Source organism: Campylobacter concisus (assembly GCF_002165815.1).
GTDB lineage: Bacteria > Campylobacterota > Campylobacteria > Campylobacterales > Campylobacteraceae > Campylobacter_A > Campylobacter_A concisus_BH.
The window spans coordinates 125643-144832 of the sequence record NZ_NDYN01000007.1; the positions used below are offsets into that span (position 1 = coordinate 125643).

At 38.4% G+C, this 19190-nt stretch carries 18 protein-coding genes; 9 read left to right on the top strand and 9 right to left on the bottom strand.

The genetic code is table 11. The features are described 5' to 3' along the window. Positions 1-40 precede the first annotated feature (40 nt). Positions 41-1528 (top strand): flagellin B, encoded by a 1488-nt coding sequence (locus tag B9N65_RS08420; protein ID WP_087583565.1) that lies wholly within the window; start codon positions 41-43, stop codon positions 1526-1528. A gap of 279 nt (positions 1529-1807) precedes the next feature. Here B9N65_RS08420 and B9N65_RS08425 read toward each other — a convergent pair whose 3' ends face one another. The 8 genes from B9N65_RS08425 to dcd form a co-directional block, all read right to left on the bottom strand. Next, positions 1808-3874, bottom strand: a complete 2067-nt coding sequence (locus B9N65_RS08425) for a motility associated factor glycosyltransferase family protein (protein WP_087583566.1) — start codon at positions 3872-3874, stop codon at positions 1808-1810. Next, positions 3871-4902: a pseudaminic acid synthase gene (pseI, locus tag B9N65_RS08430; RefSeq protein WP_087583567.1), complete on the bottom strand. Its 1032-nt coding sequence runs from the start codon at positions 4900-4902 to the stop codon at positions 3871-3873. The genes B9N65_RS08425 and pseI overlap by 4 nt, the downstream gene beginning before the upstream one ends. Before the next feature lie 3 nt (positions 4903-4905). Beyond that, entirely contained in the window at positions 4906-5364 is a 459-nt protein-coding gene (gene pseH / locus B9N65_RS08435; protein WP_087583568.1) for a UDP-4-amino-4,6-dideoxy-N-acetyl-beta-L-altrosamine N-acetyltransferase, read from the bottom strand. Then, positions 5349-6221 carry a UDP-2,4-diacetamido-2,4,6-trideoxy-beta-L-altropyranose hydrolase gene (gene pseG / locus B9N65_RS08440; RefSeq protein ID WP_087583569.1) on the bottom strand — a complete coding sequence of 291 codons (873 nt, stop codon included), beginning with the start codon at positions 6219-6221 and terminating at the stop codon, positions 5349-5351. Before pseG ends, pseH begins: the two co-directional genes overlap by 16 nt. Next, complete coding sequence (pseF, locus tag B9N65_RS08445; RefSeq protein ID WP_087583570.1) at positions 6222-6899, bottom strand: pseudaminic acid cytidylyltransferase; 678 nt, start codon at positions 6897-6899, stop codon at positions 6222-6224. 3 nt (positions 6900-6902) lie between these two features. After that, positions 6903-8015, bottom strand: a complete 1113-nt coding sequence (pseC, locus tag B9N65_RS08450) for a UDP-4-amino-4,6-dideoxy-N-acetyl-beta-L-altrosamine transaminase (protein WP_087583571.1) — start codon at positions 8013-8015, stop codon at positions 6903-6905. Further along, positions 8012-9007, bottom strand: a complete 996-nt coding sequence (gene pseB / locus B9N65_RS08455; RefSeq protein ID WP_087583572.1) for a UDP-N-acetylglucosamine 4,6-dehydratase (inverting) — start codon at positions 9005-9007, stop codon at positions 8012-8014. Before pseB ends, pseC begins: the two co-directional genes overlap by 4 nt. A 218-nt stretch (positions 9008-9225) precedes the next feature. After that, positions 9226-9786: a dCTP deaminase gene (dcd, locus tag B9N65_RS08460; protein ID WP_002939953.1), complete on the bottom strand. Its 561-nt coding sequence runs from the start codon at positions 9784-9786 to the stop codon at positions 9226-9228. Between the two features lie 123 nt (positions 9787-9909). On the opposite strand from dcd, the gene B9N65_RS08465 reads away from it, so the two are divergent. Beyond that, complete coding sequence (locus tag B9N65_RS08465; protein ID WP_087583573.1) at positions 9910-10752, top strand: DUF3737 family protein; 843 nt, start codon at positions 9910-9912, stop codon at positions 10750-10752. Positions 10753-10899: 147 nt separating this feature from the next. Continuing rightward, the gene (locus B9N65_RS08470) at positions 10900-11496 is read left to right on the top strand and encodes an effector protein (protein WP_087583574.1); all 597 of its coding nucleotides are present in this window, start codon (positions 10900-10902) and stop codon (positions 11494-11496) included. A 2-nt stretch (positions 11497-11498) separates the two neighbouring features. Here the strand turns inward: B9N65_RS08470 and B9N65_RS08475 are convergent, their stop codons facing one another. After that, the gene (locus B9N65_RS08475) at positions 11499-12647 is read right to left on the bottom strand and encodes a hypothetical protein (protein WP_087583575.1); all 1149 of its coding nucleotides are present in this window, start codon (positions 12645-12647) and stop codon (positions 11499-11501) included. Between the two features lie 474 nt (positions 12648-13121). Here B9N65_RS08475 and B9N65_RS08480 point away from each other — a divergent pair, with 474 nt between their 5' ends. The 6 genes from B9N65_RS08480 to nrfD are packed head-to-tail and all read left to right on the top strand — an operon-like array spanning position 13122 to position 19157. Then, positions 13122-13832, top strand: a complete 711-nt coding sequence (locus tag B9N65_RS08480; protein ID WP_087583576.1) for a disulfide bond formation protein B — start codon at positions 13122-13124, stop codon at positions 13830-13832. Between the two features lie 10 nt (positions 13833-13842). After that, complete coding sequence (locus tag B9N65_RS08485) at positions 13843-14736, top strand: hypothetical protein (protein ID WP_087583577.1); 894 nt, start codon at positions 13843-13845, stop codon at positions 14734-14736. Positions 14737-14758: 22 nt separating this feature from the next. Beyond that, a complete protein-coding gene (locus B9N65_RS08490) occupies positions 14759-17050 on the top strand; it encodes a molybdopterin-containing oxidoreductase family protein (protein ID WP_087583578.1) in 2292 nt (763 codons plus the stop codon). An 11-nt stretch (positions 17051-17061) separates the two neighbouring features. Then, entirely contained in the window at positions 17062-17613 is a 552-nt protein-coding gene (locus B9N65_RS08495) for a 4Fe-4S dicluster domain-containing protein (protein ID WP_012140509.1), read from the top strand. Between the two features lie 10 nt (positions 17614-17623). Next, on the top strand, positions 17624-18262 hold the full coding sequence (locus B9N65_RS08500; RefSeq protein WP_087583579.1) for a TorD/DmsD family molecular chaperone: 639 nt from the start codon (positions 17624-17626) through the stop codon (positions 18260-18262). Positions 18263-18272: 10 nt separating this feature from the next. Continuing rightward, positions 18273-19157 carry an NrfD/PsrC family molybdoenzyme membrane anchor subunit gene (gene nrfD / locus B9N65_RS08505; protein ID WP_087583580.1) on the top strand — a complete coding sequence of 295 codons (885 nt, stop codon included), beginning with the start codon at positions 18273-18275 and terminating at the stop codon, positions 19155-19157. Positions 19158-19190: the final 33 nt, after the last annotated feature.

Below are 19190 nucleotides of genomic sequence, written 5' to 3' on the forward strand. Positions count from 1 at the left end.
GCGACATGAAGTCGTAACTTAAAACATAAAAGGATTTACAATGAGTTTTCGTATTAACACAAACGTAAACGCACTTAACACACACGCTAACGCAGTTAGCAACAACACTGACCTATCTAAGTCACTTAACAAACTTAGCTCAGGTCTTCGTATCCAAACAGCTGCAGATGACGCTTCAGGTCTATCTATCGCAGATAGCTTAAGAAGCCAAGCTTCAGCTCTAGGTCAAGCTATTGCAAACGGTAATGATGCTATTGGTATCATTCAAGTTGCCGACAAAGCTATGGACGAGCAGTTAAAAGTTCTTGACACTATCAAGACTAAAGCTACTCAGTCAGCTCAAGACGGCCAAACAACTCAATCACGCCAAGCGTTGCAGGCTGATATCGTTCGTCTAATGGAAGAGCTTGACAATATCGGTAACACTACTTCATTTAACGGTCAGCAACTACTAAACGGAACATTCTCTAATAAAGAGTTCCAAATAGGTGCTTATTCAAACCAAACTGTTAAAGCAAGTATTGGTGCGACTACATCTGACAAGATCGGTCTTACACGTTTTGAGAGTTCAAAACTTATGACAAAGATGGAGGCTGTTACACTAACATTTAAAAATGTTGACGGTGTAAACGACGTAAAAGTTGCGGCTGCTAAAATCTCTACCGGTCTTGGCAAAGGCCTTGGTGCATTAGCTGAAAATATCAACAAAGTCGCTGATAAAACTGGCGTCAGAGCTACATTTGACGTAACACGCATAGCAAGTATGACTGTAGGCGCTGTAGATATCAGTAGCTTTAAAATCAATGGTGTAACTATCGGCGATCTAAAAGTAAAAGAAAATGATAGTAACGGCGCACTAGTAAACGCCATCAACGCTGTTAAAGATCAAACAGGTGTTGAGGCTTCAGTAAACACTGAAGGTAAAATGGTTCTAACAAGCCGTGATGGTCGTGCAATGAGCTTTGCTGGTAAGAATATATCTAAAGCTATTGGCGCTAAAGAAAATTCAGGATTCATAGGAAGAATAAACCTTGTTCGTCTAGATGGTCGTGACATTAAAGTTCAAGGCGGTGCAGCAGATAAATTCTCTCAAGCTTTCTTATCGGCTAATGGTGGCGCAGAAGCTTCTGTTTCTCTAAGAGATGTTAGAGGTCAAATAGATAAACAAGTAGCTGCTGCTATGGGCTTCCAAAGAATGAGCAAAGGTGCGATGACATCAAATCAGTCTGCAGGTGTTATGACACTTCGCGGTGCGATGGCTGTTATGAGTATCGCTGAGTCAGCTCAAAAAACACTTGATCAAGTTCGTTCAGACCTTGGTTCAGTTCAAAACCAACTTCAAGCTACAGTTAATAACATCACTGTAACTCAAGTTAACGTAAAATCAGCAGAATCACAAATCAGGGACGTAGATTTTGCTAGCGAGTCTGCTAACTTCTCAAAACATAACATCCTAGCTCAATCAGGTGCTTATGCTATGAGTCAAGCAAACAGCGTTCAACAAAACGTAATGAAGTTATTACAATAGGTAATAACTGAATGAAGTTTTAAATAAGGCTTTGTTGCAGTAGCAAAGTCTTAAATGTGTTAATGCTTTTACAATACGCAAACCCCCAGCCCCAAAGCTAGTCTTTGGGGTTTTAGATCTACCACAAATAAAATAATAATAGTTAATGCATAAGTTGAACCTTTTTAGCTAGCATGGTTAAAGGGTTTACATTTTTAAATTTAGATATTGTGAAATTTAAAAGCTAGCACATTAGATAAATAAATTTGCAAGTAAAAGAAATTTTACTTGCAAACTAGTTTATATACTTAGCGTAAAATTCTCTTTTACGCTTCCTATCTCATTTTTAGTTATTAGCTTTCTTTTTTTAAGCTCAGTAACAAGTGGCTTTGAAGCTTTTTTCGTTACTTCTATATCAGCATTTAGTCCACCTGCTGCAGAGAACATCCAGTATTTATGCATCTCAACCCACTCAAGTAGTTTATTTACCTTTTGAATGGTTGTATCACTAGGGGCAACTGAAATTTTAGCAAGTTCAAGCTCTTGAAAATATATAGACATTTGCAAGATATTATCTATATATAACTTATGTTTTTTTGCACTTAGATATGTTTTTAGTCTATCTAACTTTGAAGTAATCTTAGCAAGCTTTGAAAACATCTTTTCACTAACTTCGCCTGCTTCTTTTTTTGATATTAATTCATCTATTTGTGGTACCAACTCCAAAAATACTTCTTCTATCTTTTTCTTAGCCTCTTTTTGGGCTTTAACTTTTTTTGCAATATAAGTATATGCTTTTAAGAGATCTTTGTTTCTTTGTTTTTCTAAAATTTTAGGGACGTTTGGCTCTTTTTTAGGTATTTTATCTTTACAAAGCTCATTCATAGTCTCCAAAAATGACTTTTCGACACTTCCCTCTATCCTAGCTCCACCCTCAGTGCAGTTATAAGTGACATATCCCTCTTTAGAAGACTGCTCTATATCTTTTTCATACTGATTTTTAAATTTATCCCAGATATAGGTAGTCCTAACTTCACCCTCTCCTCCATAAGCCTTTACATATAAGTACTCATCAGCCTGCGCAAAGGCATGCCCTGTGGCATGACTTTTACCATCTGGTGCAAAGGCTAGGTCTTGCCCTATAAGAACTATATTTTTATGCCCTAGAGCATAGGCTAGCTGAAATGCTTGATTGGCTGTTGAGTGACCGATACCCAAGTAACCATACTTTTTCATATTAAAAGCGATCTCACTTTGTTGCGGTCTCATAGTAAGAACAAGGCGTCTTGGTAAGATATTTTTTATAGTTTGAGGGTGTGTTAGAGAGGCTACTATAAAGTAGATATCTTTATCAAATTCTTTATCACGAGTACTAAAAAATGTTGATGTAGCCTCAACCCTTTCGATGGACGTCACATAATCAGGCACAATGCCATGTTTTTTTAGTATAGGATATGAAGCATCGAGGCTTATAATGGTAGCATATGGTGCAAATTTTTTAAGCGTACCAAGCTGTTTATCCAAACTTGGTCCAGTCGCTACAACGATAGCTGTTTTATTTAGTTCATAACGCTTTAAAACAAGCTGCGTATAGCAGTAGTTTTCAAGCATGTCTGGAATATTTTGTATGTGGTGTTTTATACCTATAAGCATATCGTCTATGCTATTGCCATGGGCTACTACCATTTGTGAGATAGCTTTTGCAAAGTCAGAATTTATCCTGAGTATATCCTCGCTGTAGGCTTCATAAAATGGTGAGTGGATATGAAGATCATAAGTTTTTGCGTAAGATGTAAATTCTGGCGCAGTTATTAAAAAATAAAACTGTGGATAGCTTGCAAATTCAGAATAAAACAAAACAAGCCTTTGGCTAAGTAGCTCACTACTTAGATCAACTACGTTAAGTGTGGCATATATGATATCTATCTCTGGCTCAATAACTGCTATCTTTTTATGAGTTTCATTTTTTAAAAGAGCCTTATAGAGTACGCCATTTCCAAGACCATAAAAGAACATTATCGGATATCTTTTATACTCTTTTTCTAAATTTTCAAGAGCGTTTAGAGTATCGTTTGCTGGATTTTCATATACATATTTTAGTGTCTTGTTATTTATCAAATTTATGTCTATCAAATCTTTACCTATAAAGATATCAAAGTCTTTTGCTGCTTCTAAGCCCCAAAGTTTAGCAGCTAAAATCTCATCTTGTTGAAAGAGTGCTTGGAGGTTTTTTTGAAAGATAGGATTCTTTATATTTGTCATCTTACTTTCGAGTACTTTTCTCTTTGCCTCATCTATCTTTTTACGTTTTTTATTTTTAGATACCTCAAGATCATCTAGCTTATAAACTTTATTTTCATCACTCATGTCAGATCCTCCTTTATTATCCTCTCACTAAATTTTATATCTCTTTTTGCTTTTTTGCCAACTAGCTCTTTTAGAAATTTAGGATGCAGACCATATCCTGGGCGCACGCTCCTTATATTTTGCTCGCTAAAAATTTCACCTTTTTTTATATCTGCGCTTGCATAAAGCGAGCGTGAAAATCTCCTGTTTAAAACCGCTTTTTCATCTAGCTCGTAGTTTACCGCGCCTAAAAGCTCCTCAGCCTCTCTAACACACTTTGTCATAAGAGCAAATTCACTCTCATCAAGACTAAATGCGCTATCAACGCTTTTTACGCTTTTATCAAGTATAAAATGTTTTTCAACTATCCTGGCGCCCAAACTAACCGCAACAACTGGGGCTGTCACGCCTAAAGTGTGATCTGAAAAGCCCACTTCAACACCAAATTTCTCTCTCATATCAGCTATCGTTTGTAAATTCATGCCATTTAGCGGTGCTGGATAACTTGAAGTGCATTTTAAAAGGGCGATGTCGTTATTGCCTGCATTTTTGCAAATTTGCACCACGGCTTGTATCTCTTCTTCGTAGGCTATGCCAGTTGAGATGATGATGGGCCTACCTTTTTTGGCCACAAACTCTACAAAATCATAGTCCGTCACTTCAAAGCTTGCGATCTTATAAGCTGGCGGATTAAACTGCTCTAAAAAGTTGGCATCGTCCTTGCAAAATGGGCTTGAAAAACAAACAAGCCCTTCCTCTTTTGCCACTTTAAAAAGCTCAGCATGCCACTCTTTTGGCGTTAGCGCCTCTTGGTAAAGCTCGTATAAATTTCTCCCATCCCAAAGTCCGCCTTTTATGACAAAGTCGTCTAGGTGCGAATTTAGAGTCAAACTATCAGGCGTATATGTCTGAAGCTTTATCGCGTCAGCTCCAGCGCGCTTAGCCGCCTTTATCGTATCTACCGCCGTTTTTAGGCTACCGCTGTGATTAGCAGAGAGCTCTGCTATTATAAAGACCTTTTTGTCTGTATCAAAATTTCCTATTTTCATCCGCTAGTCCGTTTCATTTTTTAGCTCAAGATAGCTAAATTCATCATCTTTTGCGTAGATCCTAAAGCCAAAATTTTCATAAAGTGCGAGCGCTTTTTCGTTGTTATTATAAGCTTTTGCCTTTAGCGAGCCAACTTTTAATGTAAAAAAAGCGTAGTCTTTTATGAGATCAAGCAGCTTTTTGCCCACACCTTTGAGCTCTGGGTTTTTATAAACGCCAAATTCGCAGCTTTCTTTCGTTATATCAACGAAGCTCACCACTCCGATAAATTCACCCTCGTCTTTTACTAAAAAGTAGATCTTATCTTGAATGCTCTTTAATCTCTCTAAAAAAGCAAAATGCTCCTCTTTGCCAACGCTTTTATTTTTCATAAATTTGGCTATACGCTCGTCATTTCTCCACTTTAAGACCATCAGTTTTTGCTCGCCACTAAGCGAGGTAAAATTTATAAGCTCAAGCAAATTTCATCTCCCCAGTAAGCTTCATATCCATTTTCTTTGAGCCAAGCAAAGATCTCCTTTTGATTATCCGCTACGCAAATGGCTTTAAATTTAGCTCCTAAAACATAAGCCTCATTTACAAGCGAGCTTGCTGTTATGATAAGCATTTTGGCTTCGTTCATGAGCCTTGCTACATTTTTACTATCTACAAAAAGACTAAAATTTTCGCTCTTGCTTGATAGCTCTTTTAGTGCGCTTAAGTTTTTATTTCCGCTAGTTGTTATGACGGCTGTTTTTAGCCCTTTTAAGAGTAATTTTTCTGAAATTTTAGCACTTAGCCCTGAGATATCAGTGCCTCCAAGAATGATAGCGTAGTCGTAAATTTTCTCCCTTTTTATCTGCGCTTCTTCATAAAACTCATCTCTAACTAGCAAAAACTCGCTTCCGCAAAATACCTCACAGCCTTTTTCTACAAGCCTCTCATATCTTGCCTTTTTCGCATATAAATTTACGTTTAAAATATAGTCTGTAAAATGTTTTTCATAAGTATCATCAAATGATAAAATTTTAACACCAGTTTTTTCTTTTATAGCTCTTTCATCTTCAAAGCTAAAGCCGTAGTGGTCGATTATTAGAAGCTTAAATTTATTATCATTTATAAGCTCGCAAAGCTCATCTATCTCACCACTTGTTAAGCTAAATTTAGGGTAGCTTATCTCATCAAAAATGTCACCTTCAAGCCTTAAAGATGCAAATGAGATGTTATTAAATTTTTTAGCAAGCAAAAGGTCTCGCCTGATGTGCCCATGCCCTATCTTGCTGCTACTATCAGCGCGCACTAGCGTTTTTAGCAGGGGGAGTCCTTTAAATTCTTTCAATCAAATCTTTCCATTATTTATCAAGTAAAGCTTTTTAGCAAACTCAAAATCCTCTAGCGTATCGATGTCGCAGACTAAATTTCTTGGCAGCAAATATGCTTTTGAATGTGGCGCAAACAAGGCACTGCACTCTAGCCAAGCCTCTTTTTTACCAAAATAAAAGGCCCCAGCGTCATGAAACGCAGGCTCAAGGTCTTGCGAGCGTGTCTTTTCAAACTGCGGATAAAACATGCTAACTCTAGCGTTTTCATCAATTTTTATCGCCCTTTGTATAGGAAAATCAAACGCAGTGGCCGAAAATAGAAATTTACACTCCTGCTTTTTAAACTCCCCTGCAGCCTCTTTTAAAATTTCAGCCGTTATGAGTGGTGCTGTAGCATAAAGGCAGCAGACGTCAAAGTCAGAATTCACGCGCCTTATCGCGTCTTTTATCACGTCAGTGCTTGTCGCGTAGTCATCGCTTAAGCTCGCATCTCTAAAAAATGGCACATTAGCTCCAAATTCTCTAGCCACATTTGCGATCATTTCATCATCGGTGCTTACGATCACTTCGCTAAAAACTTTAGAATTTAACGCAGCCTCGATGCTATATGCGATTAATGGCTTGCCTAAAAAGTCTTTTATATTTTTGCCAGGTATTCTCTTACTGCCGCCTCTTGCTGGTATGATGCAGATCATTTTTTACTCGCTAAAGCTTTTTAGCACATCAAAAAGCGTGCTTGCAACAAATTTAGCATCATCCACGCTCATGCCGTGATGGCAAGGCAGACTAAGCTCAGCGCTATAAAATTTCTCCGCATTTGGTAGTGAAATTTCGCCAAGTAGTGCTTTATAAAAGCTAAATTTATATGTTGGCTTGTAATGCACCTGCACACCAACGCCCTTTTGCAAGAGTGCTTCAAAAATTTGCTCTTTTTTATCCCAAAATTTCTCATCCAAAAGCACTGGATATAGGTGCCTTGAGCTAGTTGTATTTGCTGGGATCTTTATAGTTTTAAAGTATTCACACTCACTAAATTTCTCATCATAAAATTTAGCTATCTCATTTCTTTTAGCGATAAAGCCGTCCAGCCTTTTTAGCTGGCTAAGTCCCAAAGCGCAGGCTACGTCTGTGATCCTGTAGTTGTATCCAAGCAAGCTCATGTCGCTATCCCAAAGCTTTGTTTTGGTGATGCCGTGGCTTCTATATAGCCTTGCAAGCCTTGCTAGTTCATCGTCGTTTGTAGCAAGCGCGCCGCCCTCAAGCGTGGTGATAGGCTTTACTGGGTGAAAGCTAAATATGCCAATATCAGCCTTAACACCCACTTTTACGCCGTTTTGCACACTACCAAGGGCGTGAGAGGCGTCATCTATCACTTTTATGCCGTGTTTTTTGGCTAAATTTATGATCTTATCTAGCTCCACTGGGTTGCCACCGTAATCAACCGCAGTTATCACCTTTGTTTTTGGCGTGATAAGAGCTGGAATTTTCTCTTCATCGATGTTGCCATTTGCTTTTACGTCGCAAAATTTGACCTGCGCTCCTGCCATCAAAGCCGCATTTGCAGTGGCCGCAAAGGTGATAGGTGTCGTGATCACTTCATCGCCAGCCTTTACGCCAAGGCTAAGATAGGCTACGTGAAGGGCAGAAGTGGCTGAGTTCATCGCGATCACGTGCTTTACGCCAACATACTTTGCCAGCTCCTCTTCAAATTTACTGACCTTTTGGCCACCTGTTAAGATGTCGTCTCTTAGCGCATCTGCTACTACTTTGATATCTTCTTCTGTGATCTGCTGACGGCTGTAAGGTATCATTTAGCATCTCCTATCATCTCAAGAAGGCCTGCTCTATCGAGCCAAATTTTATTTTTATTTGAGCTATATTCAAAGTCCTCACTAACTGGTTTGCCCTTTTGATGAAGAGCATTTGTCGAGAAGTCTTGCGCTGTTAAAAACTGGATAGATGGACTAATAACGTAGTAATCATCAAATTCGTATGTAAGATGCGCGTCGTCTCTTGAGATCATCATCTCATGCATCTTTTCTCCTGGGCGAATGCCTATGATCTTGACGCCAAGGTCTGGTGCAAGGGCTTTTGCGAGATCTACCATCGTCATTGATGGGATCTTTGGTATGAAAATTTCGCCGCCTTTCATCCTCTCAAAGTTTTTAAGGACGAAATTTACACCTTGTTCAAGCGTGATCCAAAACCTAGTCATCTTCTCATGCGTAATAGGAAGTTCTTTTTCTCCTTGTGCGATCAGCTTTTTAAAAAGCGGCACGACTGATCCACGAGAGCCAACAACGTTTCCATATCTTACGACGCTAAATCTTGTTTTTTTGTCTCCAACAATGTTATTCGCAGCGACAAAGAGCTTGTCACTGGCTAGCTTTGTAGCTCCATATAAATTTACAGGGTTGCACGCCTTATCAGTTGAGAGCGCTATCACCTTACTAACACCACACTCCAAAGAGGCGTCGATGACGTTTTGAGCGCCATCTATGTTTGTTTTGATGCACTCCATTGGGTTGTATTCGGCGATTGGTACGTGTTTCATTGCTGCTGCGTGGATGACATAGTCTATGCCGTTCATAGCAGTTCTTAAGCGCTTATAGTCTCTCACGTCGCCGATGAAAAAGCGCATGGCCTTGTCTTTAAACATTTGGGCCATTTCGTATTGCTTTAGCTCGTCGCGTGAGTAGATGACTAGCCTTTTTGGCTTGTATTTTTTTAACAAAATTTCGGTGTACTTTTTACCAAAACTTCCTGTTCCGCCGGTGATCAATATCGATTTGTTGTTAAACATTTTGCGCCTTTTTGCTAGTCATTTTTTTGATTTATAAATGGCTAATTTGGATTATTTTTTATAAATTTTTAAGCAAAAGCTGTGCCAAATTTAAAATTTGTTTATCAAAGCTCTGCTCTTTCTAGCTTCTATTTCGTCAAATTTTCGTTATTGTTTAGGGTTTTTCGTAAAAAATGGGAGATAAATTTAGCCTTTGCAAGGTCGCAAAGGCATGAAAATTACTTCAAAATTCTAGGCAGTGTGATGCCTTCTTGGGCTTGGTATTTGCCGTTTTTATCAGCATAAGTTACCTCGCAAGGCTCATCACCCTCGATAAATAGCACCTGTGCGATGCCCTCGTTTGCATAAATTTTGGCCGGTAGTGGCGTCGTGTTTGAGATCTCTATCGTGATATGCCCCTTAAATCCAGGCTCAAAAGGCGTCACATTTACGATAATGCCACACCTTGCGTATGTGCTCTTGCCAAGGCAGATCGCTAGCACATTATCAGGCATGTTAAAGTACTCGATCGTGCGCGCTAAAGCAAAAGAATTTGGCGGCACGATGCAGACATCGCCCTTAAAATCAACCACATTTTTCTCATCAAAATTCTTTGGATCAACGACGGTTCCGCCTATGTTTGTGAAAATTTTAAACTCATCGCCCACGCGGATATCGTAGCCATAGCTAGAAACGCCGTAGCTAACGACGCCGCGGCCCACTTGCTCCTCGGCAAATGGCACGATCATTTTCTTTTCGACCGACATTTTCCTTATCCAAGAGTCTGATTTTAAACCCATTTTTGCTCCTTTTTTGGGGCGATTATAACGCTTTGCATCTTTAAAGTAAATTTAATGGCATTTTGCAATAAATTTTGAGAAAATCAGTATAATTTTGAGAGAAGAATTTAATAAAGGACAAAAATGCAAGAGAGAAACGCCGAAATTTTCACAGGAGAACGCGCGATGCTTGGGGCAAAGGGACTAAATTTTACTAACTGCATCTTTGAAGATGGCGAGTCACCGCTAAAGCACAGCTCAAATTTAAAGCTAGATGAGTGCGTTTTTGCCTACAAATATCCGCTCTGGTACGCAAATGACATCACGCTAAATAGCGGATACTTGGAGCCTCTAGCAAGAGCTGGCATGTGGTACAGCACAAATTTAAGCTTCAAAGACGTGGTCATAAATGCGCCAAAAAGCTTTAGAAAAAGCTCGCAAATTTCACTTGAAAATGTAAATTTCTCAGACGCTGCCGAGACGCTTTGGGGATGTGCGGACGTGAAGATAAAAAACGTCTTTGCAAAAGGGGATTATTTTGGGGCAAATAGCGAAAATTTAGAGGTTGATGGGCTAAGCTTAGACGGCAACTACTGCTTTGATAGCTGCAAAAATCTTCGCATCACAAACTCAAAGCTCATCTCAAAAGATGCCTTTTGGAACTGCGAAAACGTGGTCGCACAAAACTGCCTAATCTCAGGCGAATACCTAGCATGGAACGCGAAAAATGTGACACTCATAAACTGCACGATAAAGAGCTTGCAAGCGCTTTGCTATGTGGAAAATTTGGTCGTGAAAGATTGCATTTTTATGGACACAAGCCTTGCTTTTGAGTATTCAAGCGTCGATGTGAGCACCAAAAGCAGCATAAAAAGTGTGAAAAATCCAAAAAGTGGCATCATAAGAGCTGGCAAGATAGATGAGATCATCATAGACGGCAGCTTAGTCGATGCAAGCAAGATAGAGATCATCACGGATGAAATTTGATTTGTTTTTAAAAAACATTTGCTACACAACTTAAATTTCTAAAACCGAAATAGCTCGCTAATAAAAGATCTTACAAATTTCGTAAAATTTAATAACTTTTATCCTTAAAAGTAGTAAAATAGTTACACTTTTTTGATCGGAAATGATATGAAATTTAAAGATTTTAAAGAAAAAAACAGTAGTAACTATGACTTTTTCGAAGCTGATGAGATGAGCTATAAAGAATTTGTACAACTAAGCTTTAAAGAGTTTTTAAATAGCGATAGTGACTCAAAATGGCAGCTTGACATAGATGATAAAAGGTTTAACTCATTTCCAAATTTCACCCAAAAACATCAAATTTGCATATCGAATTTAGACTATGAAGATAATGTTTTTCAGTTTAGAATTTGCTCTGAAAACAACGTATCAAGCCTTGGCTACCGCATGTTTACGAGCTTTGATAACGCTCATAAAGACTTTGTCACAGACGATATCAAGCACTCTGATGAGGTTATGATGAGCCTAAAGCTTGGCGAGCTTAAAGAGTTTCCTTGCATATCAAAATGCGGCTGGTGGATCAAAGATATCTGGCGAGACATGTATCCTATCTTGGACGAGACTAGCAGCGAGAACTTTGTGGCTGACATTATAAAAAACGAATTTACCAAAAAGATGACCGATATAAACGAATGCCTAAAACACGCTCAAAATAGCGGCAAGCTTGACGAAGTGATCACCAAACTAAAAGCTAAAATCAACTGAATTTAGAAATTTCCACCCACCGCACACGAGCTAGCTGGATATGAAGTAAGTCCGTAGTCAGCTGACTCAACGTTATAAAAGTCTAAATTTGCACTTCGCGAGATGATATACTCAAAGCCTTTTTGATTTAGTTCGATCAAAATTTCAAGCTCAGCATCTCTTTTACAAACTATGCTTTCAAAAAAGTGAGAGAAGAAAGAAATTTTGGTATTTTCTTTTTGCATTGAGTGATTTAGCATGAGCTCCATGTTGCTAAAGATTTTAAAGATAGTTTGATTTGTCTCAAATTTACCAAATCTAGCATAATAATTTTGCAAATTTGCGTCATTTAGTACGATGTTTTTAGTGCAATTTTTTGTGATCTGCTCGTAGATAAGACCAAAAAGCTCAATAGAGGCATTTTGATTATCCATCACTCTATTTTCGTGATTTGTGACTACTACAAAGCCATCTTTTATCTCGTATTTTTCATTTTTATAATAAAAGCTAACATTTGCCACCTCTTGCTCAAAGCGCTTCTTATAAGCAAAAGGTAAATAGTTTAAAACGCCCATTTTATCGATAATAGCCGAGCTTCTTACGCCACCATCTAGCTCGTGCTGCATGAAGTATCTTATGAAGCTACCTTGCTCTATATCAAAGCTGTTTAAATACTCGATCTTATCAAGATAGATGCATCGGTAGAGCTTTACAAATTCTGGGTTTAGCCTCAAATTTATCTCATCTTGTAGATTGCCATATTTTTCAGTCTGATCTGCGTCTATAAATTCGATGATATTCATCTGCTTTTCGATCTTATCTTTTACAAAGATCGAAATTTTCACGTCTTGCATTTCGTAAAAGCACTTTATCGTATCTGTGGCACTTTTTGTGATATCTGTTTTAAATTTCTTAGCAAGCTCTGCTTTTTTCAGCGTGAGCGAAAAGTCGCCATTTTTTAGTTTATTTTGCGAGTACAAAAGATAGAGTAGCTGCTCATAGACCATTAGATGTGAGTAGGTTAAAAAGGTATTGTCCACTACAATGACGTAGTAGCAACGCGTTATAGAGTACCTTTTGTTATTTTGCAAAAATTCATCATAAATTTTTAATTTGCTTGGGGATTTACATACCTTAAAAACATCATATGATTCTAAAAATATATTTTCCATTACTACCCCTTTTTACCTTTTGCAAAAATATTACATAACTATTCTTTAAGCTAATTTAAATTTACAAGCCAACTAATAAAAATAATTTTGTACAAATTAATATTAATTTAATTAAATATAACTTAATTATATAAAATATTTTTATATAAATATATTTTTATTTACAAAATTTTATTTTATAAAGCAAAACTTAGCTATAAAAATATATTTTTTAAACTAAATTTAATAAATATAGTTATATTATTTTTCTCAGATAAGCATGCTTGTAGTTGAAAATTTACAAATTGGGAGCTCAAAATGGAATTTCTAATTTTGACGCTATTTCTGATTAGTGGGCTTATCTTATACATAAAGCCACAAATGAAGAAAATAGCAACGTCCTGTATGGCTTTGGGGTGCGTAATACTAGTTGCACTAGAATTTTACGTAAATTTATGGGTAGTCTTGCCAATAGGCAACTTTTAGGAGGGCAAGATGCAAACAAAACGAAACGAAATCCCAGCAAACGAACAAGGCTTTTTCAACCTTATGTCACTAGCCATCACTGCTCTTGTGGCACTTCCAGTTGGTATCGCCTGCTTGGTGCTTGGCTTTGGACTAGGTGATAACCCTTGCGTAATGTGCTGGGCCGAGAGGATCACGATGATAGCTATTAGCCTAATAGCACTTTTCATCATCAGGTACGGACTAAAGCCTGGATATCTAGCAGCCCTTTTACTAATGGTTTGCTGGGGCATATTTAACGGCTTTATCCACTACAGCCTAGATGGAACATTTGGCGGCTATCTTGACATCAAACAAGGTTTTGGCCTTGAAATTTTAGGTGCCCACACTCAGTTTTGGGTTATGGTTGTTGATTTTTGTGTGATCATATTTTTGGCTCTTATATTTTTGTTTAGCAAAAACTTAGGCCTTATAATGCAAAAAAGCTCAAATGGCGAATATGGCAACTTTCTAAGCTACCTACCGCTTGGCAAATTTGCAAATTTGGTCTTTATCGTGATCATACTTGCAAACTGCGTTCAAGCCTTTATAGCTTCTGGTCCACCGCCATATCTAGGATCTAGCACACCACCTAGAATGAGCATCGATCCTTCAAAATGGTTCTGGGAAAAAGACCACTGGGATAGCTCACTTGACTTTAGATTTGACTGGAACCCTGAGCTTCCAGACCTAGCAAAGTAAGGAGTAAAAGATGAAAAAGATAATATTTTTTATCGCATTAGCAAGCCTTGCTTTTGGTTTTAGCTTTGATATGGATAGCAAAAATGGAGCTATCCAAAACATAAAAGAGCTAGGCCTTAAAGATACGATCACTCTAAATTTGCAAAACGATAATGCAATAACTGGAGCTGACTACGATGAAGGCAAAAAGCAGTTCGCTCTTGTCTCAAACGACAATGAATTTTACATCGCAGATGAGAATTTAAAGCCTCTAAGTTATGCTAAGCACGACCGTCATTTTATAATGGAGATGGAGGCAACAGTCGGAGCTACTTGGTATAAAAAAGAGCTTGGCATGATAAGTTATAACAAAACTTTTGTATTTTATGAGCCAGCTAGCAACCTTAGTAAAGATGAGCAAAATAGCCAGTGGAGGCACTTGTTGGCTGGATATGACGCGTGGAAGCTAAATGACCTTGGTAACAAGGGTAGATTTTCTACCATTAGATCAAAACAGCAATACATCTTAGGCTGGGACTACTTAGAAAGTGAGAATAAATTTTTCACAGCTAGTGTGCCAAATGACGTTAGAGACTACTGGAGTGTAGCTATATTTGACGGCGACGATAAGATGATCTTAGAAGAATTTGTACCAAAAGCTGGAGCAAATTTGCAGCTAAAAGAGGGTAGAAATTTAAACAACTACTATATTACTGGCATAGACGTGGAGCCCGATGCGCTCTATCTTTTAAGTAAAAATTTCTCAACTATTTTAAAGTTAAATTTGACCACCAAAGAGATAGACGAGGCATTTAGTTTTAGTGGGGTAAATAACCCAAGAGCATTAGCAATCAAAGATAATAAATTTTACATCTTCTCACGAGAAGGCAAAGAGAATAAAGTTTTTATCTTTGAGATGAAATAGCTATCAAATTTAAGGAGAAAACATGCAAAGACGTTCTTTCCTAAAAGGCACCGGAGCAGCTCTAGCAGCAGCTGGAACAGCTCCTAGCCTATTTGGTATGGAGCAATTTGAGGTGGATTTTAACCCAAAATCCTATAAGAACGAGGAAAATGTAGAGTACCACTACCTAACCTGTCCTAGAAACTGCCGTGATGCCTGTTCGATGATCGCTGAGATAAAAGATGGCAAAATGGTAAGCATAAAAGGAGATCCAAAGCACCCACTAACTCAAGGCACAGTCTGCGTCAAGGGTCACACCTATGCCATGCACCTATATAACGCTGACCGCATCATGCACCCTATGAAAAGAGTCGGTAAAAAAGGCGAAGGGAAATGGGAGAAGATAAGCTGGGATCAAGCCTTAAAAGAGATAGCTGCGAAGCTAACTGAGATAAAAGAGAAATTTGGCGGCGAAGCCTTGACCGAGTTTGTCTACTCTGGCAACGAAGGACATATCTCAAAAACTATCGCACCAGGAAATTTCTTTGAAAAATATGGAGCTACAAGGCTTGTTAGAAACCCTTGTGACTGGCCAAGATACGCGGGCACTCCTAGCGTTATAGGTACTGACTTCTCAAAAGATGCACTTGAGATCGATGAGAGTGATATGTACATTAGTTGGGGATCAAACGAAGCTTATACAGCCGTACACTGGATAAGATTTGCTCACCGTGTTAAAAAAAGAGGTGGGAAGATCATCGTTATAAATACGATAAGAATTCCTCTAGCAAACCAAGCAGATATGTTTATCCAGCTAAAACCATCTAGCGACCCTGCATTTTGTCTAGCGGTCTGTAAATTTTTAATAGAAGAAGATCTATATGATCATGAATTTGTAGAAAAATATACCACTGGCTTTGAAGATCTAGTACACGAGTGCTCACTCTACACCTATGGCGAGCTATCTGAGATGTGCGGAGCAAGTGTGGATCAGATCAAAGTTTTTGCTAGAGAGTACGCTCACGCAAAAGCACCAGCCATCATGCACGGCGACGGCGGACAAAGACACTTTAACGGAGCAAGACTTGTTCGTGCGGTTACATTTTTACCAGTTTTAACTGGTGCCTTGACAAAGCTTGGTGGCGGACTATTTTGGGCATACGTGCATGTAAAAGGTTGCTTTAATTTCGACAACTGCATGCCAGATCTCTCTCCAAAAGATAAAGATGGCAAAAAGATAGAAAGGCAGCAAGTAAGCTATATAGAATTTGGTAAAGGCATACAAAAAGAAAATCCAACATATCTTGACAAGCCTATAAACACAGTCATTAAAGCATGCATCAACTACAACTCAAATTTAATGGTAACAGCGCCAAATACAAATTTGATCAAAAAGCGTGTAATGGACGATGACTTCTTTTTGGTTGTAATTGATCCTTACGAAACAGACACCTGTGACTATGCTGACTATGTTCTACCTGGTGTTACATTTATGGAGAGTGAGGATATCCAAAACGACCAAATTTCTGGATACGTCTGCTACAACGCTCAAAGTGTAAAACCTCTTGGCGAAGCTAAGACAAATTTAGAGTTCTTCAACGCTCTTGCAAAAGCTATGGGCTATACAGAAGAGTGCTTTAACTGGGATAGTGAAACGGTTTGCAGACGCTTTTTGGATACAGAATTTGCCAAAAAACAAAACATCACCTATGAAAAACTAAAATCAGTCGGCTGGATCAAACCATTTAGAACGCCTGAAACGATGAAAGATCAGTTCCCATACTACCCTTATGCGCCAAAAGACAAACTAGTCTTTGGTACAAAGAGTGGAAAATGCGAGCTTTACTCACAAACCTTTAAAGACGCAGGCTATCATCCAGTAATAGACCTTGAAACTGACTGGGACTACTATGAAAAGAGCAATAAATTTGGAAAAGACTATCTTAAAAAATATCCGCTTTATTTCATGACGCCGGGTACTCAGCTCCAAGACAACTCCAACTGGGGCAATATGCCTTATATCTTAAAAAGAGTTATCGTTAAGGGCAATGCTGAGCTATTTATGACACGTGAAGATATGGAGGCTCGCGGTATCAAAAACGGAGACACAGTTGAGGCAACAAACGAAAAAGGAACAGCCGTCTTTACAGCAGTCGAGACAAATCAAATGAACCCAGGCATAGTCTATGCGTGGAACAACATCTGGGTAAAAGTGACAAAATCAAGAACTGGGGCAAATATACTTTGCTCTGATGGCGTTAGTGACCTAGGAAATGGCTCAACCTATACAGCTAGCTTTTGCGAAGTAAAAAAAGCAGCTAAACAAGAGATGTAAAGGGGTCTAAGATGAAAAGAAAACAAGGATTTTTATTTGATTATAACTTTTGTATAGGCTGCAAGGCTTGTGAAATTTCATGTCAAGTCTATCACAACCAAGATCCAGATATAAACTGGAGACATGTTGATGGCCTTATGATACATGAAGATGGTATAGAAAAAGAGATCTTTATAACTCACTCTTGCCACCACTGCGACGAGCCAGCCTGTATGGATGTCTGCCCAGTTGGGGCTTATATCAAGCTAGAAAATGGTGTAGTACAGCCACTTCATGATAAGTGCATAGGCTGCGGATACTGCTTGATGGCTTGCCCTTATGGCTCTATCACAAAAGGTAAAGACGGTAAAGCTCAAAAGTGTAATCTCTGCGCTGAAAAACTTGAGCGTGGCGAAGAGCCAGCTTGTGTAGCAGGCTGTCCGTGTGGAGTACTAAAGCTAGTTGATAGCAACGTTAGCGATAGCGCTGGTATGCAAAAAGAGATGCCAGGCTTTAAACACTTCTTTACCAAGCCAAATATCCGCTTTTATCCAAGAATGAAGCGAAACGAATTCATACACTAAAGAGTAAAAGATGGATAAGGTCAAAGAAAAGCTTAGCGTTAGCCTTAGTGTTGAAGACTTTTTAAGGCGATTTTTCTTAGTAGAGCTTAGAGAGCAAAATTTAGATGAGCTCATAAGTCTAAGCCTTAATTTTAGTGATAAATTTAAAAATCACGACTTCATACTTTGGCTAAATAAGTGCAAAGATGATCTAAATTTGCTAGACGAGCTAAGATATGAATTTAACAGGCTTTTTGTAGGGCCAAGACACCCAAAAGCTGAGCCATATGAGTCGGTTTATTTTGATTATAAAACGATGTTTGGCGAAAAGACTATGCAGGTACGTGGCTTTTATGAGAGCTCTGGGCTAAAGCTTAGTAAAGAGCAGTTTGATAAATTTCCAGATGATTTTATCGGATACGAGCTGCAATACCTTTACTTTCTAAGTTTCAATGCCTTACAAGTAGACGAAAAAGAGAAAATGGATGAAATTTTACATAAAAAATATGACTTCATCCGCACTCATCCGTTTGAGTGGTTTTATAAATTTAGCTCTCGTTGTAAGGAGGCTACAAATTTAGAAGCCTATGTGAGCTTTGCTGATTTTTTAAATTTATATCTTGAAAACGAGATAGAGCAGTCAAGAGCTCTTCTAACTTTTAAGAGTTAAAGGATAGATAATGGAACAAACAACTTGGGGATGGCTCATAGTCATATATCTGTTTTTGGGCGGTTTAGGTGCTGGGGCATTTTTGTGCTCGGCTTTAGCCTATAAAGGCTTTTTGGGCAAGCTTGATGAGAAATTTTATAAATTTGGATTTTTACTCGCACCAATAGCGGTCATAGTTGGAACTTTACTTTTGCTATTTGACCTAGCACCAAGTGCGGCGATAAATCCAGCTAAGATCATAGGTCTTTACACAAGACCAGTTTCTATAATGAGTATTGGCACATATCTTCTAACATTTTTCATAATAGTTAGCGTGCTCGTGCTTTTACAAGTTAAAAAAGGTGGCAAAATTTGCGATATGATGCTTAGCCTTGGCTCGCTACTTGCAATTGGAGTGATGGGTTATACTGGACTACTTTTATATGTTGTTAAAGCGATCCCACTTTGGGCAAGTATATGGCTACCAATACTATTTACTATTTCAGCCATATCAACAGGTCTTAGCGCAAACGCTATATCTGTGCTAAGTGGTGGTGGCGTTTTAAGCCATGAGTCGCATAAATTTCACACTATTTTAGTGGCACTTGAAATTTTTGCCCTCTTGATGCTATTTGCAAGCGTTAGAAACGAAGCTGCTGGCATGGCTAGCATAACCAAAATAGTATCAGGCTCTCTAGCACCGATGTTTTGGATAGGTTTTATAGTGCTTGGTCTTGCACTGCCGTTAATTGGTGGCAGTAAATTTATGCTACAAAGATGTGGCGTAACAAAAGACGGAGCAGTATGCGGATGTAGCGAAGGCGTTAAAAGCTGCGTATATAATGAATATGGTGTTTTAATTGGCGGTTTTTGCCTAAGAGCATTTATCGTTCTTGGAGCAATTTATATATTTTAATAAACTTTCTCCCTTTAAAAACTAGGTCGGATA